The sequence below is a fragment of the Bacillus sp. SRB_331 genome (assembly GCF_003264175.1).
GTDB lineage: Bacteria > Bacillota > Bacilli > Bacillales > Bacillaceae_G > Bacillus_A > Bacillus_A mycoides.
In genome coordinates this window covers 178,834-200,864 of record NZ_NADV01000029.1, presented here as the reverse complement: position 1 = coordinate 200,864, position 22,031 = coordinate 178,834, and the positions used below count along the sequence as shown (strand labels likewise).

The following is a 22,031-nucleotide window of genomic DNA, read 5'->3' as shown; positions in this document are numbered from 1 at the left end:
AAAAATAAGTATCCTTTAATGATTTCAAATAAAAAACCTTAGTATAGCTATGTTAATACCTATACTAAGGTTATCTAGAATTTTATATTGTATTATTGCTATTTGTATATGCCAAATTAATTTGTTCATATTCTTTTTTAAATTGATTATCATTTTTTATCCAACGTTTAAATGTTAATTCATTAATATTTATATTTGAACATGCGGTAGTAATACATTTGTTTTTCTCATAATCTTTAAGGAAGTTTTCTTTTCTTTGCATAACTGCAGCTTGAGTTCTTTTTAATTTTCGATCTTGTAATTGTTCTAAACTTACATGTTCTTTATGAAATGTTTCATATTTTCTATGCAAATATATATCTTTGTCTTTATAAATCCAATTTGCAAAAAGCTGAATTGATTTTCTCCCAGTTAGCATGACACGATAATGTGTATTTTGATTTAAAAGGTTAGAATTTAAGTTGTAATTTTGCAGAACTTGGTTTAGAGAGTTCATAAAATTATATGATCCTCCTACAAAACTTACTGTATATGCTTCATAATTGACATAACCATCTCCGTCAAAATACCCTCGAATAAAATGATGCAGATATTCATCTGGTACGAATGGAAATTCTACAGTAAATGATTTACAAGGCTTGATTCCGTGAATATTCATAAGATCTTCTTTAATTGTTTTACTATTGAGGTTTAACATATATACGCCTGTTTTTTTGTTTTGATAAAGCGGCTGGTTTGTGTTTAATTCTTTTTTTATATCGTGTAGAATGTCACTTTCTTTTTGCGAGATACTGACACATTGATTTTCTTTTGGTATAACACCGTCTGCTGTTATAAATCCTAAAATATAAGCCATGTTATTTGACCAAGTTTTAAAATAATCTTCTATTAAATCATACTTTCTCTTCCAACTACCTATAGCTCGTCTGGGCACGTTTTTTTCTTTTAAAACCATACGAATATATCCAGCAGACACATTGGCAAGTACAGCTATTTCTGAGGTGCTCTTCCCTTTTGTATAAAGCTGAATCATTTCAGATTTTGATAGTTTACATTTTGACTTCTTTTTTCTTTCTTCAAGCATTTATAGACTCTCCTTCCTTTGGATAATTAGTTACCTACCTGCTTCTATAACATATAACGAAACGTACGTTCTTTGTTGTTTATGAGAAAGAATTTACTTAAACAAAACAATTTACAAATACATAATATTAGTTTTAGCTGCTGCTAAATGAATTCTATTTTTTATATATAAATAATAAATTTGAAGAATTTATGAAATGTACTGCATTTAAGATGAAAGGTAAAATGATTTCGTTTAAACTACAATTAGCTACAATAACAACATACGTATATTGTTAAACGTAAAAAGGAGAACTAATGAAAAAGAAATATATGAATCAAATTCCGACTGATGTAAGTTTTAATCCGAAAGATATTATCGGTTTAATGACTGATTACTTTAAAATGAAAACAAAGCTACGTCCTATAAAAGACTTACCTATCGTTTTACCGAATAAAGATAATGGGTCTTTAGAGAGTGTTACATGGTTTGGTCACTCTGCTTCTCTTTTGAAAATAGAAGGTAAAAAGCTGTTGTTAGATCCTATGTTTGGCGATGCCTCTTCCCCGTTCCCTGTTTTTAATAGTAAACGTTATAGTGGTGCTTTTTCTTTAGAACGTGAAGATTTCAAGGAAATTGATGCGATTATCATTTCTCATAATCACTATGATCATTTAAATTACAAAAGTATTATGCGGTTAAAAGATCGTGCGAAGCATTTTTATGTCCCGATTGGAGTTGCGCGTTATCTTATTAAATGGGGTGTTTCACCTAATAAAATTAGTGAACATAATTGGTGGGATGAAATTACGTTTGATAATATTAAGTTAGTTTGCGCTCCTGCAAGGCATTTCTCTGGACGAAGTATGACAGATAAAGATCGTTCTTTATGGTGTTCATGGCTTATTATTGGTCAAGAAACGAAAGTTTTCTTTAGCGGTGATAGTGGCTATGCTCCGCACTTTAAGGAGATTGGTAATAAATATGGTCCATTCGATCTTACTTTAATGGAATGCGGGCAGTACGATACGAGATGGTCTGCAATTCATATGTTGCCAGAAGAAACAGTACAAGCTCATATTGACGTTAAAGGAGAATTGCTCGTTCCTATTCATTGGGGTGCTTTTACGTTAGCATTACATGAATGGAGTGATCCTATTGAACGTGTTACGAAAGAAGCAAATCGTTTAGGGGTTAATATTTCAACGCCACAAATCGGTGAAGCTATTGCGTTACAATCTAGAGAATATCCTACGTCAGCTTGGTGGCGAGAAGTGTGATTATAATAAAAAGCGAACCGATTTAATATTGATGGTTCGCTTTTTATTCATTTATGAATCATCTATTAAAATTCTCTGTTTTATCTACTGGAATTGCGGTTTTCATCTTTTCTGTTGTCCAATATCCTGTAGGGTCTTCTATATCGTTTGAATCTTGAATAGCAGATGGGATACCGGGGGCTTTTTTTAGTTGAGTAAGAGTATCTTTTTCGCTAGAGGTTGCCAATGCTAAGTAAATAATTAAGGGTATTATAATAGTAATACTAGTTATATATATCCAAAATAAGTGATTTCCTTTTTTCATGAGCTCCTCCTTCTATTACATACTAATCTCCCCTAATTACTACTTTACTATGCTGGTCTGCTTAGCTAATTCTTTATTCTTATACTCTACTAATTTATGATTTGATAAAACGCAAGAGTGCTCTAATATTAATTCATTATAAAGTACTTCAGTTAAAAATTTAGGTATCATCTCTCCTACGCCGTAATTATAGTCACTTAGAATCCAAGATACCTCTTTCCAATCTAGAATTCCTTCTGAGACTTTTTTTGGAGTGTGATATGTAAATTCATTAAGTAGCTCTACTAAATAGACATACATGCCACCAGAATATGAGGAATCCTCCCATTTAATAATGCCTTTAAATTGAATTTGATTTTGCTCAACATCTATATTTGTTTCTTCTTTTATTTCACGAATTGCATTTTCTAACGGTGTTTCTCCTTTTTCTATCTTCCCTCCTACACCGTTCCATAATCCTTTTACAGGATCATATTCTCTATTTAACATAAGTATTTCTTCATTTCTTTTTATAAAACATAAAGTGTGCTTGTACATAATTTAATTCCTTCCTTTGTTCTTAATAAGTTCTAACAGGCGATATTAAATATACTGCTGCAGATTGTTCACCTGCTTCAATTAATATCGGTCTCATGGAACCGCCAAAACTTAAAGTAACTCTATCTTCTTTTATTGCTTTTAAAGTATCGACCATATATCGTCCGTCGAAAGATATATTTAATTGCTTTTCACCGTGAATCGCATCTATTTGTTGTTTCTCGGATATTTTACCAATCTGAGAAGCATTAGAAGAGATTTGTATTGTGCATTCGTCGATGATTTCTAAGTTAACGTTGTTGTTTGCCCATTCACTAGCCAATAAACTTGACCGATCTACACCTTGTAAAATCTTTTTTCTATCTATATTAATAACCGTTTGGGATTCATTTGGAATTAGGCCGGATATATTAGGATATTTTCCTTCAATAAGTCTTGAATACAACGTAATTGTACCGAATTTAAAAATAATGTGACTCTCTGAAAGATATATGTATACTAAATTTGAGTTACTGTTCATTAATTTTATTAGTTCACTAATAGTGGAACTTGGTACAATGCAATTTAATTTCGCATGTGAAGAAATGGGTATTTCACGTAAAGCCAGTCTGTGCGAATCAGTAGCAGCACAAATTAATTTGTTATGATCAATAACGAAATGTACGCCAGTAAGAACTGGTCTAGATTCATTTTTAGCAGTTGCAAAGACAGTTTGTTTAAAGACTTCAATTAATTGTTCCGTCTCTACTTGTATTTCTGTATGTGCGTCTAAAAATGGTACATTAGGAAATTCATTTGCCGAGAGTCCATTTAAGTTTAAAGTAATTTCATCAGATTGAATTGTAATCAACTGCTCATTCATGCTTTTTATTAAAATATCACTTGGCATTTTCTTAATAATTTCAATGAAATATTTTGCTGGTACAACAATACTCCCTGCTTTTAAAATAGTTGTAATTTGTTCGTCTTCAATTGAAATAGGTATAAATTTTTCAATGAAAATATTCGAATTACTTGCGATTAAAGTAATTCCAGATTGATCTGCTGTTATCTTTATTCCGGATAATATAGGAATTAAAGTTTTTGTTGAGATAGCTTTACTTACTTCTGAAAGAGCTTGTGTAAATTGTTTGTGATTAACGATAAACTCCATTTTTCCCCCGCCTTAAATGAAATACTATCTTTATGAAGATTGATGAATAATAGTTCCATTAAAAATATAAGGAACTGTTTCTTTCTTTTGTAAAAGGCTTTTTAAGTGTTCTGGTATACGTAAATAAGGTTCTGCTGAATCTAATTCCATCCAGGTAATCTCCTCAATCTCTTTTGGCCGTGATATACAGATTTCCCCTCCGGTTATTTCTCCTAAAAAATTAAAGAAGATTGCATGATGTCCTCTCTCCTCAAAAAAGGCTTCACTAATGGAACAAACCCCTTTTACAGATATGTCTAGCCCTGTTTCTTCTTTCACTTCACGAATTGCTGCCTCTTCTAACGTTTCCCCGAATTTAACTGCTCCACCTGGTAAAGTGTAATAAGAACCATTTTCCCCTTTGTTTTTAACCATTAATAGCTTTTCATGAGTTTCATCATATAGAAGTGCGTATGTAACATTTACTTTTTTCATATGTAACCCCCTTGAATGGTAAAAATTTTCTGTCTTTATTTCATTCTATCATTAAATTGTTTGGATTCATAAAAAGTAATTTGAATAAATAACTAATACGAAACGATATCGTGTTCATAGACACACAAAAGAAAAGAGCATATTTTGAAAAAGATTAATCATAATACACTCTTTAATGATTCATTTATAACCTTTTTTCTAAATAGTAATGATTATGCCCTTTAGGATGATCTTCACTTACCCCTATCACTTTATACCCATGTTTCTTATAAAAATTAGGGGCTTGGAAACTAAAAGTATCTAATTTGATTAGCCTACATTCTTTTTTAATTGCAAATTCTTCAATAAGATTCATTAAATTGCTTCCGTAACCTTCGTGCCTGTATTCTTCTGAAACCCATAGGAAGTCAACATGTACATGGTGCCAAAATGTGATTGCCGTTATCCCTCCTACTATGTCTTCTTTTTCATTTTTCACTATAAAACTAATCTTTTCTGAAGGTGTTTTTTCTTCATTTGAAAGTTGTTTTTGGTTATATTCAATTACTTTTTCTCTTATGTAATCACTATCTTCTTGTACCCATTGCTTTACTATTTGCATTTTAACTATCACGCCCCTTTACATTATTTATTCAATTTAATAATCGGAATGTCCTATCTTCTTTAATGTTAGATTATGAAATAAGTACAGGGAAAAAATTAGATTTTTTGAATGTCATCCATTGTTTATACATTTTTTTGTAAAGCAAAAGAGCCCTAGTATAAGGACTCTTTCTTAGCATTAAGCTATTTTTCGATTTAACGATTTGATTTCCTTCTTCTTTTCTGCATTTGGAGGGCGGATTACTATAGAGATAACGAAAGATATAACACATAGAACACCGATTGTAATGAAGGTTGGCTGAAATCCGCCAAGTAGTGCTCCAATGAATGATCCTGCAAGTGCACCAAATCCGAAACCTTGGTAAACAATCCCGTAGTTTGTACTATGGTTTTTTAATCCGAAGAAGTCTCCCACAATTGCTGGGAAGATAGTGATGTTACCACCAAAGCAAAAGGCAACACTTGCTACACAAGCAAAATAAATCCCGTAATTTAGTGGAATAAAACTTAAAGTGAAGACGGACAATCCAATAATAATAAATGTAGCAGAGACGATTTTTAATCGACCTATTTTATCTGATAACGTTCCAAGAATAATTCTACCTATTGTATTAAAGATTGCGATCATTGCGACGGCATTAGCGGCAGTCGCTGCGCTAAGACCAACGAGCTGCACCCCGATGTCTTTTACCATACCGATTAAATACAGTCCGCCCATACATGATGTGAATAACATGAAAAATAAGAGATATACTTGTTTTGTTTTCATCATTTCACGCGGCGTATAATCATTGTGTAATGTTTCAGTTGCAGTGTTACTTACAATTGCTTCACGTAAGAAGAATGATCCTATCAACACTAATAGTAAGACGATAATACCCCAATATAAAAATGCTTGTGATACTCCAAGACTGTTGATAAGATTTCCGTTTATATATCTAAAGATTAAGCTTCCCATTCCATATGCCGAAACAGATATACCAGAAATAAGTCCTTTACGGTTTGGAAACCATTTAATTAAATTAGATAGTGATGTAATATATGCTGTTCCATCAGCGTATCCAACGACAACACCGGCTAATAAATAAAGTAATGGTAATGAGGAAACTTGTGAACTAAGTATTAAACCGAGTCCTAAAACAATTCCTGCAGTAGCGATAAGTTTACGAAGTCCAAATTTTTGTTGTAGCTTTCCTGCAAATAGAGTTGAGAATGATAAAGAAAAACTCGTAATTGAAAACGTGATCGCGACTGAATTGAGGTTCCATCCAAACTTACTTACAAGGGGTTGATTAAATAAACTCCATGTGTAAATTGTTCCTAGGCCAATTTGAACAATGATTGTACCTAGAACAATTAGCAATGGATTTATAGATGTTTGTTTCATGCTAACTGTCCCCTTCTTTTATCATGACATGAATTTTCACAGTTAGTATATCCATGATAAATTGCAAGATACTGTACGGAAAATGGAAATTGAGTTAGCTTACACAAAAAGACACTTCATCAAGAAGTGCCTTTTTGTAGGTTATATACAGCATTTAAAGAAAGCTTTGTTAAGATAAGACATTTTCGAATGCTTATGTATATATGTTATCAAATAATTTGCTGAAAGTGATGAGACTTAAGACGTATTTTTCTTTCATAAATAAGTCGGAGAGAAAATTAATATTCAATTTCCTCAAAGTCTTTCGGCTGCGGTACAGTTTGCATATTAGCTGCATCTTTCGGATCGCTATAAATCGCGTTTTGTTCTGTGTTTACATCCTTTATATTTTGCTTTTTATTTTTATTCACTTCATTTTTCATTAAAGTTCACTCCTTTTTATTATAGGAGTAGTTATACCCTAACCATAGTATTTTTACTGCTACTAAATGTATCAGCGACTAAATTGCTAAATTCACGTAAATAATATAAATAATTATCCCCACCATAGTTGTATCTTTTATTGTACATTTTAGCAACGACGACATTATATTCTGGAATGACTAATATCGTTGGTCCTGTAATTCCTAATATTTGATAGGAACCTTTAGGAACTCGCTCACCAAGTTCGCTAAATAAAGCAGGTTCATTTTGAACGAACCAAAACAACCCGTTTTGAGGTAGTTCTTTATTTGTATACTCTGGACTTTGTAAGCTCGTAGCAAGTGCTATAACTTCTTTTGGCACAATTTGTTTACCATTTAAAAACCCTTTATTTAAATGCAGGTTCCCCCAGTAGGCAAATTCTCTCGCAGAGACAAAAAGATTTTTCTCGGAGCCGTCATCTACTGCACCAACACTACTTATTGCATCTTCATCTGGGTTTACAACAACCTTAACTAAATTATCATCTTGTTTTATTCTCCATCCAGTTTTTTTGAAATCAGCAGGTATGAATACACGCTCCTTTAATAGTTCAGGAAAACTCTTATTATACAGTTGATAAATAAGCTGCGTCACCATTCTTACATTAATATCTCTGTACGCCCAAGCTTGTCCCGGCTCAAATTCACGAAAAGCTGTCCCATCATCGGTTTCATTTAAACCGTGTGAATGAGTTACTAAATGTCTTATCGTTGTCTTTCCAAGTAATGAAGGATCATATTCTTTAAAATAATTTACTGCCTCGTCATCAAGAGATTTTATTTTCCCCTCATAAACTGCATAAGCTACCATTAATCCTAAATAGCTTTTTCTTGCGGAAGCGACATTGAATTGTGAAGATATAGTTACTTTTTTACTAGTAGGAGTATTTGAATGCGTTCCACTATAATGCTCTAGTACAATCTTATTATCTTTAATAATACAAAGTGCTGCCGCAGAACTTTGATTGGTCTCTTTAATGCTTTCTACCCATGAAATTAATTTTTCATATTTGTACAAATAAATATCCCCCTAAAACATATAAAAATGACAGCATGAAAGAAAAGTTTCAATACATTATAACTTTGCATCTGCACTTTTCTTTCATGTGAAATATTATAGATCTATAATACTTAAATAAACCACCAGTTCCAGCAATTAGAACAGCTGAAACAACCAACACAGCCTACACAACCTACGCAACCGCCGCAACGTCCGCCGCCACAACCACCACAGCGACCACCACAACCGCCACAACGTCCGCCGCCACCGCATCCGCCACAACGACGTGCATCGTCTTGAATGTAGTAATATGGATATTGATTTTGTTGCTGATCCCAATACACAACATTACCAGGTTGATAAGCATTAAGGTTTAACGCTTGTAGTTCTTGTTGAAACTCATTCATTATGAAACCCTCCATTTACAAATGTAAATTCCGTCCAAATTTTCGAGTTTATTTACTTTTAAAAATAAAGTAGAAATAAGGCTATAGACTAAATGCGTACATCAACAAAATATGACTTTACACTAGGTGATGTACCTTGTTTATGAGCCTATTTTCTTTATATTCTTTTAGTGGACGGAATTAATATAAATAGAGACAATTAAAAGTTACTAATCTAGCAAGTTAATAGTTCATCACTTAATTTTCTTTCTAGTAATTCTTTTACTGAAGGTGTTGGCATTATTGTATAGGAATTTATATTTTCTTTATTAAAATCAATCCAGTGAAATGCTAAATGGGACTCTTTAGATATTGGAGTGAAATCGGATTTTAACTCATTTGAATCTATTTCAAAAATGTGGTTAATTTCATGGTGGAGAGTTTCTTTGGCTTGCCATTGATTTTCTATGACGCCTAAAAATTGTTTTATACTGCAAGTTACTCCAAGTTCTTCTCGTAACTCTCTTATTAGTGCATTCTCTGCTGATTCCCCAATTTCAACATGACCACCGGGTAAAAAATAGTGATGGCCTATGTATTCAGCAACTAGTAGTTTTTCATCTTGTATCATGATAGCTCGTACAATATGATGGAATTTACTTTTCATTTTGTATTCCTCCTAATCATTCACTTTATACTTGCTCGAAAATTTTCATTTAAAAGCGGGATAATATAAATCATAGGTGTTTCATATGGGTGAATTTCATTGATAATTGCAAGAGTACCTTTTACAAGTTCTCGTTTATACGTTAATTAAAACTAATAATTTTGATAAATGATTCTAAAAAAGAGTATGTTTATGATGAAAATTATCAAAACATACTCTTAATATTTTTAGTTGATTCATTCTTTTACAATAAGGTTTGATTAGCCCTATTCTTTGCGGCCTCAAAATCGAATCCGTAGCTAAAGTATGCAATCACTACTATTCCCTAAGCAAATCTATTCTCTACTTCAAATTTACCTGCCTGTACAAATTTTAGACTCTTAACGAACCACGAAAGCCTCTTGCGGCATAGTAAGATTCTGCCCCATTGTGATACACAAAGACGTGTCCAAAGCGATAATCGCAAAAAAGGGCACCGCCAAGTTCTCTAATATCAGAAGGTGTTTGCACCCAACTCGACGTCTTCATATCGAAATTTTCAAGATTATGTAATGTACGATATTCTTCTTCCGTTAATAGTTCAATACCCATGGCAGTTGCCATATCAATAGCGTTATTTTCTGGTTTATGTTTCTTTCTTGATTCTAGCGCTTTAAGATCGTAACAAACACTTCTACGACCTTTAGGACTTTCTGCTGAACAATCATAAAAAATATATTCGCCTTTTTCTTTATCAAAATCAACAACATCAGGTTCGCCACCAGTTCGTTCCATTTCGTTGAGCGACCACAACTTTTCAGTATTAGCATCCAGCCTTTTTTGAACATTAGCCCATTCTAAACCTTTATGACGGTTCATATTATTCTCAAAACGATCTTTCAATGTTTGTAGTAATTTTTCACGTTGCTCTAGTGACAACTCTTTTTTATTGCTTTCTTTCATATTAGTTCCTCCATTGATGTTTTTATTAATGATAGTTTAAGTATATATAAATACTGTTTTATAATAAAATGTTTAAATAATTGCGTGAATTGAGTTTGCGATAATTTATATGAATTAGTACAACCAATTCTCCGCAATATGACCCTTTAACGGAACAACTTATTGTTTCAAAACAGTACATCTTTATTTCAACAACAATAAGCGATATACTTCCTCACCGTCATATACATTTCCTAATGGTTTAAAATCATAACATTCATATAGTTTCTTTGCAGAAATATTATCTTTATGGACAGTTAATCTAATTTCCTCACACTCTTTAAAGTTATTTTTTATTAAGTTAATGATTTCCTGTAATGCTGCTTTTCCATATCCTTTTCCTTGCTCTTTTTCATCAATGATAAATCCGTTAATCCAATACATATCTGTTGACTCTCGTACAAAAGCATGCATAATAAAACCAACTATAAGGTCACCATCATATATAGCGAATGGAATATATTCGACATTTTCACCATCTGGTTTTATGTATACTTTAGCAAGTGATACTGCCACTGCGGGAACAAGATGGATTTGATTTTCTTTAACTCGTAACTTTAATGCGTCTTCCCAATTTTCTCTCGTAACAATTTTTAATTGGACGTTCACTATTTTAAGCTCCTTTAAAAAGAGAATTTATCTTTTATATTCAACGGAGTGAAATGATTCCCTTTTTCGACATCAACTTATAACATGATTTTCATAAAATCCTGAATAAATTTTTCCTCATCTAATTGTAACGCTATACGCGCCCCTTCAGATTTAGAGTGTGGGCGAAAATCAGCAAAAGTTTGTCCCTTCGTTTCGCCACATATGTCTACAGTCACTTTTCGAGATGTATAATTTAAAAATGTAGGATTCACTAAACCGCTTATAGCAAGTACATCGTGTAATAATGGCCCTTCAATAGATGGATTGAGTTTTTGGTATGCTGATAAATAATAATCGTACAGGGGTTTCATAATCGACTTAAATGGATTTTGTGTATTAACTAAAATGTAAGTAAATACACTTGGGGTTAAAACCGTTTTATTTGTTACATTTAAAGGGAATAACGTTATATTTTTCGCTTGCTGAAATACAATTTGACTTGCTATAGGATCTCCGTACACGTTTGCCTCTGCTAATGGAGTAACATTCCCTGCTTCTAAAAAGACACCACCCATAAAATAAATTCCTTTTATATTTAACATCAAGTCGTTCCATAAATTAAAAGCAATCGCTAACGAGGTAGATCTTCCTACATCGACAATTGTTAAATCTTCTCCATACTTTACAAGAATCGCAGCAATACTACCAAAATTGTATATAGGAATAGATAACACACTTTCCGGTACATGGATGGGCCCTAATCCTTCTGGTCCATGGATTTCAGGGTAATACGTTGTAATTTCATTTGTAAGCGGGCCTGTTGCACCGCTAATTACAGGAATATCTTGTCTGTTTGCTAACTGTAAAATATATGCGGCATTATGAGCGGCATGTATATGTTCAACATTTCCATATCCAGTTACGATACCAACAATTTCAATTTCAGGATGCAGTAAGCCATACATAATTGCAAACGAATCATCAATACCTGGGTCTCCAAAAAATAAAACCTTCTCCAAGAAATGCACTCCTTTCATAGGTAAGATAATTATGTATATGTGGAAAAAAATTAAATCTATACAGTTCTAAGCAAATATTAATGGTGAGTAATGTATTGATAAAAAAGAACTAGCATTATGCTAGTTCTTTTGCAGATAAATAATCTACCAGTTTAATTAAATCTCGTACAAATATTGGACTAATTGATTTTAATATAGATTTTTTTCACTATATTTATAGAATTGAAAACCTGTTATTAATCCGAAATTTTGCATTCAAATTGCAAATACTCGTAGGGATGTCTTACCATACCTTTTCACTCTCAATTTGCTTATAATCATCTTTATTAAATGTTAAATGAGCAATCACAACTCCAAGTATAGTAATTCCCCCTCCAATTATCGAAACAAAGGTTGGCACCTCACCTAACCATATCCAAGCGATAATACATGCAGTTACTGGTGTTAAATATAGAGAACTTGTTGCCTCAGAAGCACTGGCATGGGATGTAATATATGCTAATGCAATATACGGCAGTACTGTCGGGAACACACCTAAATATATAACACTCAAAGTAATTTCTATAGGAGCTGTTACGATTTCTTGATAAATCCCTGGCAAAAAAATAAGCATAAATACAGTACCAGACCAAATTGTATATATTGTAAATGGCAAGAAACCGTACTTTTTTAAGTATGGCCTTTGAAAAACGAAAAATAGACTTTCTGAAATTGCCGCCAATAATATTAGTAATCCCCCACTATTCAATTGAATGGAATCTCCTTGACTTAACGATAAAAAAGCAATTCCTACAAAACTAATTACACCACCGATCCAACCATTTAATTTCATTTTTTCATTCAAAAAAACAGAAGCAAGAATTGCCGTTAATATAGGTGTTACTGATACAATTAAACTAGCAGGTCCAGCATTCACACTCTTTTCACCGTAGTTCAGTGCAATATGATAAATTGTAAATCCAAGAGCACCAAATATAAAAATTACTGGAATATCTTTCGAATCAGGTAAACGTAACTTGTATATAAGTGAAAACAGAAAAAGAATCAAAGAAGCAATTAATAATCGTAGCAAAGTAAGGTGTTCAGGGGTGTAAGCTTCAAGCCCCATCCGAATTCCTGGAAAAGCTGTTCCCCATATAAGAATCGTAAAAGCGTGAGCACATACAATACGAAAATCCCATTTTTTATTATGCATATTTTCTCTCCCTCTCCAATAAACCAGCCATTTTCTAATTACCAATTATTTCTTTTCATCATATTTAATAGTTGATACAATGTCTTCAACCAGTTAATCCTCGAAAAAACCAACCACTTTGCATTTTTAAAATGAATGAGGGAGTTTTTAATATGTCTACTGATAAAAAACTGCCTAAATATCGGCAGATAATAGACTATATGAAAGAAAAAATTGAATACGGAGAATGGCCGATTGGAAGTAAGGTTCCTAGCCAGCGGCAGTTAGCGAAATTATTTCATGTAAATCGTAGTACTGTAATAACCGCACTAGAAGAACTTATGGCAGATGGCTTAATTCAAGGGAAAATCGGGTCAGGAACAATTGTAACGAATAATACATGGTCATTATTAGCCACCAATCCCCCGCCCGATTGGAGTGAATATGTAAAGGCTGGTATTCATAAACCAAGCAAGTTAATGGTACGGGAAATAAATGAAGCAGAAGCAAATAAAAAATTGATTCATCTTAGTAAAGGAGAACTTGCACCTCATCTTTTCCCGTTAGAAACTATGCAATTCATTATGCGTAACGTATGTGAGGAACTAGATTATTTCGGATATGAAGAACAAAAAGGATATCTCCCTTTACGTGAAGCAATAAGTAATTATGTAAAATCATTTGGAATAAATACATCACCAAGCTCTATATTAATAGTCTCTGGTGCATTACAGGCATTACAATTAATATCAATCGGTCTTTTACATAGAGAGTCAACTGTTTTACTTGAACGACCTTCTTACTTATATTCTCTTCACGTATTTCAATCGGCTAATATTCACCTTTCTGGAATACAGATGGATCAACATGGAATTATCCCTAATGATTTGTTAAGAAGAATTAATTATAGTCAAAAGAAAAATATTTTATATTCGATTCCTTGTTTTCAAAATCCGACGGGTGTATTAATGTCCAAGGATCGACGAAAAGAAATACTAAGAATATGCGAAAAAGAACAATTGCCTATCATTGAAGATGATATTTACCGTGAGTTATGGATGGATGAACTACCGCCCCCTCCTTTAAAGTCGATGGATAAATATGGACATGTTTTATATATCGGTAGTCTATCTAAAACACTTAGCCCAGGACTTAGGATTGGTTGGATTATCGGACCAGAGCCTGTTATTGAGAGATTATCAGACATAAAAATGCAAACTGACTATGGGTCAAGTTCTTTATCTCAAAGAGTTGCTGCAGAATGGTTGAGTAGAGGTTTTTATGAGGAGCACGTAGCCAATGTAAGGATTCATCTAAAAGAACGAAGACAAATAATGATACAAGCATTAAATATGTACTGTGCTGACATTACTACATGGGATATTCCTAGTGGTGGATTTTTTATATGGCTAAGGGTAGTGCCTAACATTTCGATGAAAAAACTATTTTCAGAGGCTCAATCAAAGGGAGTTCTTATTAACCCGGGACGTATTTATGAGGAAGAATCAGATCAGTTTATACGTTTATCTTATGGGTATTCTTCCCCTGAACAAATTACTCAAGGTATTATTATATTAAGTAATTTGATTCGTAAGTTAATGGCATAATAAAAAAATCCTCTTTTTATAAAGAGGATTTTTTGTGTGCCTTTTTTACCATAATCTCATTTCCTGTCCTAATAAAATAAGTTCTTTATAGGGATCACCATCAATTTTTAATACCTGCGCAAAAGCCGGTTCTGTTTTTACGCCTTGTTCTTTTAATTCAATTACTTCTTCTCTAATGTGTGGGTGCTGCATTAATAGCATGTGCTCCACTATCATATGTTTATATGCATTTTGGTTACGTACTGGCCGCGGTTGAGCAAATAATTCAAATTCAAAACCTTCAAATTGAAAATTCACCTTTATTGTTAAGATATTTTTAATGATTTTCTTTTTCATTTCAAACCCTTCGTATGAGCCATACAATGATCTAATTTCCTGTTCAAAAAAATCATAATTATGTACTTCCATTACAATGTCTAAGTCAGAATAAAGGGTATCAACTCTAATAGGGATTGTCCCGCAAAGTACAGGGCTATATAAAGCTAAATCCTCCATTATGTTTAGTTTATTAATAACTTCGTAAACTTTTTGTTGCTTATCATTCCCAGATTGTAAATATGTAATAGATGTAAACATAGAAGTCTCTCCTTCATTTAACGTAATACTCGTCTCACTAAATTTGAGAAAAAATTTAATCATTCCATTTTGTTCTAGGAGTACCTATATTTCAATATATTAAGCCGAACTAACTATATTTTTCAACTTTTCTCCTATACTGCAATACTATAAAAATAAAAAAGGAGGAATTATTATGAGTATTTTTAATATCCTTTTGACCATTCATATTTTATTTGGAACGATCTGTTTAATCACTGGAATTGTAGCGATGTTTGCTCAAAAAAAGAAAGGAAAACATACGGAATGGGGCGAAATATACCATGCGTCCTATGTTGTCATAACCCTTACTGCAATTATATTGTCTATTTTAAACTGGGATAAAATCGCATATTTATTTTATGTAGCAATTATCTCCTATTCATTTGCGATTTACGGATATCTCGCAAGAAAAAAACGATGGAGAAATTGGTTGCAACACCATATTAGAGGTATGTTAGGCTCTTATATTGGTGCAGTTACCGCACTTTTAGTAAACATTGGTATGTATATCCCTATTTTAAATCTACTTCCACCAATATGGTTTTGGTTCTTACCTACTATAATTGGTATTCCTCTCGTAGCCAGTGTATCAAAAAAATATAAAAAACAAAGGAAAAATTAATTACATTTTGGTTACTTTCTAGTTTGTTTTGTAAAAATGATATTTAATGTAGTAAAGACATAGAACAGAAATAAAAAGAATCCAAGTTTTATTGGATTCTTTTTATTTCTGTTTTTTTAAAGGCTTTATTGAATGTAAACGATCCGGATAATTAGTAAACATCCCGTCTACACCCCATATAAGTAACTTTTTCATATCCTTTTCATTATCTACTGTAAATGGATGCACTTCTAATCCATATTTCTTTATTTTTTTTACATAGGCTGCATCAATATATTTAAAGTTCATCCCTAGGCCAATGCAGTATTTTTTATAATTCTCAATTTCTAGTTCTGTTAATTGAACTGCTTTTTTATATGATAATAATTGTACTAGAGATATATTGGTATTTAAACTATGAATCTTTTGCAGACTTTCTTCACTAAACGATTGAATAATTACTTTATCATTTATGTGGTAGTGATTAATCATTTCTAATAATTTTTCTTCCATACCAGGATATTCATCAGGTGATTTTGTTTCGATATAATAATTAGCATTATGTCCAAACGTTTCAATAATTTCTGCTAATGTTGGAACTTTAGCATGTTTAAATTCTTCTTTTGCTAAATCGGGGTATTTTTCATTGAAAAAGCTGCCTGCATCAAGTTGTTTTATTTCTGTTAATGTATGATTTCTTACTAATCCAGTACCGTTAGTTGTACGATCCAATGTTTCATCGTGCATAGCTATTAAACGTCCGTCTTTTGTCATTTGAAGATCTATTTCTATATAGTCTCCCTTTAATTGTTGTCCTAATTTGTAAGCTTCTATTGTATGTTCTGGTGCATATGCAGATGCACCTCTATGTGCAATGTTTTTTATATGATTTAATGTATTAGTAGCTTTAATGTATTTATGTTCATTTATTTGCTGAAAAACAAAGATGCTTATTACCATAAAGAAGCATATGAGTGTAATTAGAGATATTTTTTTCATAACGGTATGTTAACTCCTATATTTAAAGCAATTTTATTTGGATGAATTATCCAAATAAATGCCGGTTTTCAAAAACAGTCATTTGTCCTACAGCTTTAAATCCAGATTTTTCATAAATGTTAATTCCATCAGGTGAAGCTTGTAGTACGCAGTACATATTTTTTAATTGTTTTGCTTCTTGCAGCAGGAAATTAAACATAGTAGAGCCAAAACCTTTTCCTCTCATTTCTTCTTTAGTCGCTATATCATAAATACCGACACTATCTTTCGTACATACTAAAGAGCCAACAGATACTACCTCACCTTTATAAAGACCTAAGTATAGTTGCATTTCATCGCTATTCCATAAATCTAAAGAAGAAATTTGATTATAGTAGGATTGAACATTAGAGCCTTCCGCTGATGTACCGAATAAAACCGCTAACGTTTCGCCAAATTTTTGTATTTGTAACGGCGAAGTTGCTTTTTGTATTATAAAACTTGCTGGTATGTCTAATGTAGGATGAATTGTTTGTAAATCTGCAACCATTGCAATATTATTTTCCGCTTCTATTAATCTAAGTTTTAGTAACTCGTACTTAAGTGTATTCTCTCGCTTTGCATCCCAATACCAAACACTTATAGGAAACCCTTTTTGATTAAATTGTTCTATCTCCGCACATAATTCCTCGTTTTCTTCCGTTAAGTTACTGTTTAATAAAGTAATAATATTAAATGTATCTGTAGGTAAACCACAGTTAACTGCAATATAATTCTTCGTTTTCTTTACACTCATCCCTTGCACATGACGAGCAATATATGAAGTTTTGTATATAAAATTATCTATAAGTAACTTTTGATAATTCATCAATTATGCTCCTTTTAAAAAATAGTAATTAAATAACACCTATATTAAATATAACATATAAGAAATTTCACTTAATCAATGATATTCCCCTTTTTAACCCCTTTATATCACACAATGTAGCATAATAAGAATTAAAAATGATATAACATTGTCGGAATGAAAAAAGTGGTATATAATAAATATTAACATTACTAGTAATTATTTTAGGTATTCCTAGAATAAAGGAGCGATACATATGAAAATTACTATTTATTTCGGAAGTCATGAAGATCAAGATGTTCGTACTATGGACTGTCATTTAGATGTAGAAGATACAGAAGAGATTGTATCTGTATCTTAATATAAATAATGGGATGAAACCTCTTCCCTGCAACGTTTAAGGCACCTTTTATAGGTGTCTTTTTTATTGTTTTTTCGTCAAAAACCCTTTACTTTAGTGCGTTTTAATAGTAAAATATAAATATACGAACAAACGTTCTTTTTAATTTATTTGTACATGAAGGGATGATTTCAACAATGACTCAAGCAAAGCGCAGAGGAAGAAAAAAGCAAACACCTATTATTTCAAATACAGGCTTTATCGGCTCTGTCTTTATTGATACATTGGAGTTACAAAAGAAATCCTATTATTTCGCTCGTAAAAAACTTCAAATTGTACATCACGTACTAGATGGTCTATCTGGAGCAACGAGTGCATTATTTAAAGAACATAATATCGCTGCATACATGTCATGTGTGTATTTACATAAACAAAAGAAAATCGGCTTCGTTCTTTCAACAAAACCTTTTGAACAAAGTGATGGTGTTTCTTATTTTATAAATTATTTAATTGAAAAGAATTTTTACGGTAACGAAGAAGTAGAATATCAAGAAGTATTTAATACAGGTTTTATTGGTGTAGTATTCGCGGATTTATCTAGTATAGATCGCTTTAATTTTGAGTTTGAAATGGGTATGCTAACGAAATTAATGAAAGATATGATTATTCCGGTTAAAGAGCTCTTTTTACGCCACAATGTACCGGCTTACATCTCCACTTCTCATTTAGAGGAGCAAAATAAATTAGGTTTCGTTCTATCTGTAAAGCCATATGATGAACGTGCAGAAGCAGATTTATACTTTGAAACATACTTAAAAGAACGAAGGTTATTTATTGGTGATGAAGAGGATGATATTGATAAGATTGTTATTAGAAAGACGGCTGAATTACGATAGTTTTCCAGTACAACTTACATTAATAAATTTTTCAGTATTTAATTTGAACTTAATACCTTCCTATTACCAATAGGAAGGTATTAATAATTTATTAGTCCTTATGCTTTTCATACATCTCTATTTTTTTATTTAGTAAATCTTTACCCCAGACTTGCATTGCTTCTAATACAGGTATAAACTTTTTCCCCTGCTCTGTTAAAGAATATTCTACCTTTGGTGGAACAACTTTATAAACTTCTCTGTGTACTAACTCGTCCTCTTCAAGCTCTCTTAATTGTCTAGTTAAGATTCCTTTTGAGATACCAGGTAACATCCTCAATAATTCATTAAACCTAATAATTTCATTTTTGCTTAAATGCCACAAAATCACGATTTTCCATCTTCCTGCAATTGCATTTTGGGTAACTGTTAATGGACAATATACTTAGCTACGCAAAACACTGTAATCTTTTGAATGAATTTCTAAATTCAACTTATTTGAGTAAGCCTTATTCAAAATAAGAAATACTATCCCTCCTGCAATTGGAAGTGTATAGGCTGGAATATAATTTAATAATAGACCTGATAATGCCAATGCTATTGGCTGCATCATTTTACCTATACTTAATCCAATACTGAGTACCCTCCCCCTATATTCATCAGGAATCTCTTTTTGCATGAAATAAATTAAAGGAATATCAATTAACGCTATTATTAGCCCTAAAAAAAACATAACAACACAATACGTAATAACGTATACAAAATCATTTACTTCAAAACTTTTGAATAGAACTGGAATTCCTGAAATAATCATAAAAACTGCCAACATTGAACTTAGCTTTTTCAAAAGATAAGAGTAAGAAAAACGATTAGTTATCTTTTTTACTAAAATTGCACCAATTATCATCCCTACTGGAAAAGTCCCTTGAATGATACCAAATTGCTTAGAACTAAGATTGAGAACTGTGTTAATAATGTATGGCAATGGAACAGTTACAGCAAACCCTAAGAAGAAATTAAGTGAAATTAAAATTCGAAACGTATTCTTTAGGCTTTCCTTTTCAATTAAGTATGAAAACCCCTCTTTTATATCTTTAATAAAATTAATTCTCCTTTTTGGGCATTCCTCATTTATGTTGAACTCGAACAGTTTAAAATGAATAAATAATATGGATATACCCGAAAGAATAAATGAAATACCGTTTATAATTATAAAAATTTTAATATCAAAGACTGCAAAAACGATGCCACCTAACATAGGACCGAGAATTAAAGATACAGAATCGATAATTTTACTTATAGAGTTAATACTCATAAGCCGCTCTTTAGAGACGATATTTGGTTTTGCGGCTTCTAATCCTATTCCAAAAAATGTTGTAAATACCGTCATAAGAAAGGTAGTAGTATAAATGATGAATAAGTTTAATCCATAATAGCTGCTTAATATATAAACAGTTATTAATAAGCATCCACTTAGTAAATCCATACAAATAACCAGTTTCTTTTTATCAACCTTATCAGCAATTACACCGGCAAATGGATTCATAACAATCATTGGAATCGTTCCTAAAATGAGCGTAATCGCAAAATTTAACGCAGATCCGGTTATTTGTAAAACATATAATCCTAATGCGAAACTATATATAGAGCTACCGGATATTGATACTGTTTTTGCAATTGAATATAAACAAATATTTCTTAGTTCTTGGTTTCTTTTTTTATTTTCTATATGTAATCGTAAACTTCCCATAACATTTCCCTCCCGCTGAACTTTGTATTACGTACAGTGTAAGTTCTCGGGTTAACCCAATATCAATATGCTATTATTAAAAACTTTTAAAAGAAAAATTAAAAAAGATGGGGTTAAACCCATCTTTTTCCGAAAAATGAATATGTATAAATTTCTTCTCCTTGAACAAAGAAATCCTCGTATTTCCCTCCTCGTTCTATATATTCTGAAGTTCTTTCATCTATGGAATTAAACTGTAGCTTTTGGATTTCTCTCTTCACTTTTGAAGACGTAAAATTATCTCGAAATCTAGTTGTAATTTGGCTATTTATGCTAAAATTTTTAAATAAAATAAATAAACTTAATAAATAACAATCCGTTTTAAAAAGTGGATTTAATTCGTGAAGTAAAAAATCCTCATGCTCAAAACTATAATTGCTCGTACCAGAGTGATCAATTACAATATCAACAGACTGATTCTGAATAGGTATACTTAAAAAATCAGCACAGATAAAGAGAATGTTTCTTTTCGGATTTCTTCTTTCTAATACATCTTTTAAAAATAGTAGTTTATTCAAATCTCGATCAACTGCAATAAATAAGCAATCCTCGGGTAGTTCTTCATAAATATTTCGCAAAAAGAACCCAAGACCCGATCCTATATCAAGTAGTATTTTGTTATTTAAATCTAATTGCATTAGTTTCTTTTTCGCCCATTCTCCTTCTCTATGCATATTTTCCAAATATGCAGTATCAGTTTCATGAATATAATCTGAAATAGAACTTTCAAGTGAAGATCGCTCATATGCTTTAAATAAATTGCCAGCTGTTAGAATACCTGAAGTAATAATGTATTCTTCCCCACAGTTACAAATTAACTTTCCCTCTGTAATTTGATTGCAATTAATAATTCCATTTTGAAGAATTAGGTTTTTGCTACACTTAGAACATGTAAGTAAATGAAGTACGCTTAAATCTATCCCAATAATAGAATTCGGAGTTTCATTTGTTAGCGATAAATCATTTAACACTTCTTTTAATTTATCCCTTCTCTCCTCTAAAATTTGTATTTCTTGTTCAAACATTTCGTATTTCGATTTAAATAAAGATTGGTAAAGAGTATCTTTTTCGTAATTCATAGATTTTGCTAAATTTTGATAAAGAAAAAGTTCTTTAATTTCATTCAAACTAAAACCTAGCCATTTGTACTCTAATATAAGCTCTATATCTTTTTGACAATACTCATCAAAAAAATAATGGCTACCCTTTTTTTCAGGAATAATTAGTCCGAGATCCATATAATGTCTAATTGTATCTATACTTATATTATTTTTTTCTCCAAACTTTCCGATTTTCATAATATCACTACCATTA

At 31.7% G+C, this 22,031-nt stretch carries 25 protein-coding genes; 4 read left to right on the top strand and 21 right to left on the bottom strand.

What is annotated here, in order from left to right; genetic code table 11:
• Positions 1-82: 82 nt before the first annotated feature.
• A complete protein-coding gene (locus B5P42_RS19410) occupies positions 83-1,084 on the bottom strand; it encodes an LAGLIDADG family homing endonuclease (protein ID WP_113734976.1) in 1,002 nt (333 codons plus the stop codon).
• A gap of 296 nt (positions 1,085-1,380) precedes the next feature.
• Here B5P42_RS19410 and B5P42_RS19405 point away from each other — a divergent pair, with 296 nt between their 5' ends.
• Positions 1,381-2,343, top strand: a complete 963-nt coding sequence (locus B5P42_RS19405) for an MBL fold metallo-hydrolase (protein WP_113734975.1) — start codon at positions 1,381-1,383, stop codon at positions 2,341-2,343.
• Between the two features lie 58 nt (positions 2,344-2,401).
• Here the strand turns inward: B5P42_RS19405 and B5P42_RS19400 are convergent, their stop codons facing one another.
• The 14 genes from B5P42_RS19400 to B5P42_RS19340 form a co-directional block, all read right to left on the bottom strand.
• A complete protein-coding gene (locus tag B5P42_RS19400) occupies positions 2,402-2,647 on the bottom strand; it encodes a hypothetical protein (RefSeq protein WP_113734974.1) in 246 nt (81 codons plus the stop codon).
• A gap of 39 nt (positions 2,648-2,686) precedes the next feature.
• The gene (locus tag B5P42_RS19395; RefSeq protein WP_113734973.1) at positions 2,687-3,184 is read right to left on the bottom strand and encodes an NUDIX hydrolase; all 498 of its coding nucleotides are present in this window, start codon (positions 3,182-3,184) and stop codon (positions 2,687-2,689) included.
• Positions 3,185-3,206: 22 nt separating this feature from the next.
• Positions 3,207-4,337, bottom strand: coding sequence for a DNA polymerase III subunit beta (gene dnaN / locus B5P42_RS19390; RefSeq protein ID WP_113734972.1), 1,131 nt, complete (start codon positions 4,335-4,337; stop codon positions 3,207-3,209).
• A gap of 30 nt (positions 4,338-4,367) precedes the next feature.
• Complete coding sequence (locus B5P42_RS19385) at positions 4,368-4,811, bottom strand: NUDIX hydrolase (protein ID WP_002085308.1); 444 nt, start codon at positions 4,809-4,811, stop codon at positions 4,368-4,370.
• 184 nt (positions 4,812-4,995) lie between these two features.
• The gene (locus B5P42_RS19380) at positions 4,996-5,412 is read right to left on the bottom strand and encodes a GNAT family N-acetyltransferase (protein WP_016095453.1); all 417 of its coding nucleotides are present in this window, start codon (positions 5,410-5,412) and stop codon (positions 4,996-4,998) included.
• 180 nt (positions 5,413-5,592) lie between these two features.
• Positions 5,593-6,801, bottom strand: a complete 1,209-nt coding sequence (locus B5P42_RS19375; RefSeq protein ID WP_002032385.1) for an L-lactate MFS transporter — start codon at positions 6,799-6,801, stop codon at positions 5,593-5,595.
• 278 nt (positions 6,802-7,079) lie between these two features.
• On the bottom strand, positions 7,080-7,223 hold the full coding sequence (locus B5P42_RS32070) for a hypothetical protein (protein WP_002013225.1): 144 nt from the start codon (positions 7,221-7,223) through the stop codon (positions 7,080-7,082).
• 31 nt (positions 7,224-7,254) lie between these two features.
• Complete coding sequence (locus B5P42_RS19370) at positions 7,255-8,283, bottom strand: serine hydrolase domain-containing protein (RefSeq protein WP_113734971.1); 1,029 nt, start codon at positions 8,281-8,283, stop codon at positions 7,255-7,257.
• Positions 8,284-8,396: 113 nt separating this feature from the next.
• On the bottom strand, positions 8,397-8,672 hold the full coding sequence (locus tag B5P42_RS19365) for a heterocycloanthracin/sonorensin family bacteriocin (RefSeq protein WP_001001869.1): 276 nt from the start codon (positions 8,670-8,672) through the stop codon (positions 8,397-8,399).
• Between the two features lie 214 nt (positions 8,673-8,886).
• Positions 8,887-9,318: an NUDIX domain-containing protein gene (locus B5P42_RS19360; protein WP_113734970.1), complete on the bottom strand. Its 432-nt coding sequence runs from the start codon at positions 9,316-9,318 to the stop codon at positions 8,887-8,889.
• Between the two features lie 372 nt (positions 9,319-9,690).
• Positions 9,691-10,260 carry a DUF4256 domain-containing protein gene (locus tag B5P42_RS19355; protein ID WP_113734969.1) on the bottom strand — a complete coding sequence of 190 codons (570 nt, stop codon included), beginning with the start codon at positions 10,258-10,260 and terminating at the stop codon, positions 9,691-9,693.
• Between the two features lie 183 nt (positions 10,261-10,443).
• The gene (locus tag B5P42_RS19350; RefSeq protein WP_002168287.1) at positions 10,444-10,908 is read right to left on the bottom strand and encodes a GNAT family N-acetyltransferase; all 465 of its coding nucleotides are present in this window, start codon (positions 10,906-10,908) and stop codon (positions 10,444-10,446) included.
• A gap of 77 nt (positions 10,909-10,985) precedes the next feature.
• On the bottom strand, positions 10,986-11,909 hold the full coding sequence (locus tag B5P42_RS19345) for a nucleoside hydrolase (protein ID WP_113734968.1): 924 nt from the start codon (positions 11,907-11,909) through the stop codon (positions 10,986-10,988).
• 283 nt (positions 11,910-12,192) lie between these two features.
• Complete coding sequence (locus B5P42_RS19340) at positions 12,193-13,104, bottom strand: DMT family transporter (protein ID WP_113734967.1); 912 nt, start codon at positions 13,102-13,104, stop codon at positions 12,193-12,195.
• Between the two features lie 152 nt (positions 13,105-13,256).
• On the opposite strand from B5P42_RS19340, the gene pdxR reads away from it, so the two are divergent.
• Positions 13,257-14,690, top strand: coding sequence for a MocR-like pyridoxine biosynthesis transcription factor PdxR (gene pdxR / locus B5P42_RS19335; protein WP_060751178.1), 1,434 nt, complete (start codon positions 13,257-13,259; stop codon positions 14,688-14,690).
• A 45-nt stretch (positions 14,691-14,735) separates the two neighbouring features.
• On the opposite strand, the gene B5P42_RS19330 is transcribed toward pdxR, so the two are convergent.
• Positions 14,736-15,266 carry a DUF4269 domain-containing protein gene (locus tag B5P42_RS19330; protein WP_113734966.1) on the bottom strand — a complete coding sequence of 177 codons (531 nt, stop codon included), beginning with the start codon at positions 15,264-15,266 and terminating at the stop codon, positions 14,736-14,738.
• Positions 15,267-15,441: 175 nt separating this feature from the next.
• Here B5P42_RS19330 and B5P42_RS19325 point away from each other — a divergent pair, with 175 nt between their 5' ends.
• Positions 15,442-15,909 carry a DUF2306 domain-containing protein gene (locus B5P42_RS19325; protein WP_044441601.1) on the top strand — a complete coding sequence of 156 codons (468 nt, stop codon included), beginning with the start codon at positions 15,442-15,444 and terminating at the stop codon, positions 15,907-15,909.
• Between the two features lie 102 nt (positions 15,910-16,011).
• Here B5P42_RS19325 and B5P42_RS19320 read toward each other — a convergent pair whose 3' ends face one another.
• Together B5P42_RS19320 and B5P42_RS19315 are read right to left on the bottom strand one after the other, a co-directional pair.
• Complete coding sequence (locus tag B5P42_RS19320; RefSeq protein WP_113734965.1) at positions 16,012-16,887, bottom strand: glycerophosphodiester phosphodiesterase; 876 nt, start codon at positions 16,885-16,887, stop codon at positions 16,012-16,014.
• Between the two features lie 46 nt (positions 16,888-16,933).
• Positions 16,934-17,734 (bottom strand): GNAT family N-acetyltransferase, encoded by an 801-nt coding sequence (locus tag B5P42_RS19315; RefSeq protein WP_113734964.1) that lies wholly within the window; start codon positions 17,732-17,734, stop codon positions 16,934-16,936.
• 516 nt (positions 17,735-18,250) lie between these two features.
• Here B5P42_RS19315 and B5P42_RS19310 point away from each other — a divergent pair.
• Positions 18,251-18,949 carry a hypothetical protein gene (locus B5P42_RS19310; protein WP_113734963.1) on the top strand — a complete coding sequence of 233 codons (699 nt, stop codon included), beginning with the start codon at positions 18,251-18,253 and terminating at the stop codon, positions 18,947-18,949.
• Positions 18,950-19,040: 91 nt separating this feature from the next.
• Here the strand turns inward: B5P42_RS19310 and B5P42_RS19305 are convergent, their stop codons facing one another.
• From B5P42_RS19305 to B5P42_RS19290, 3 genes are all read right to left on the bottom strand, one after another.
• Positions 19,041-19,340, bottom strand: a complete 300-nt coding sequence (locus tag B5P42_RS19305) for a winged helix-turn-helix transcriptional regulator (RefSeq protein WP_165497895.1) — start codon at positions 19,338-19,340, stop codon at positions 19,041-19,043.
• 33 nt (positions 19,341-19,373) lie between these two features.
• The gene (locus tag B5P42_RS19300) at positions 19,374-20,678 is read right to left on the bottom strand and encodes an MFS transporter (RefSeq protein ID WP_088033721.1); all 1,305 of its coding nucleotides are present in this window, start codon (positions 20,676-20,678) and stop codon (positions 19,374-19,376) included.
• A 113-nt stretch (positions 20,679-20,791) separates the two neighbouring features.
• Entirely contained in the window at positions 20,792-22,015 is a 1,224-nt protein-coding gene (locus B5P42_RS19290; protein WP_113734962.1) for a methyltransferase domain-containing protein, read from the bottom strand.
• Positions 22,016-22,031 lie beyond the last annotated feature (16 nt).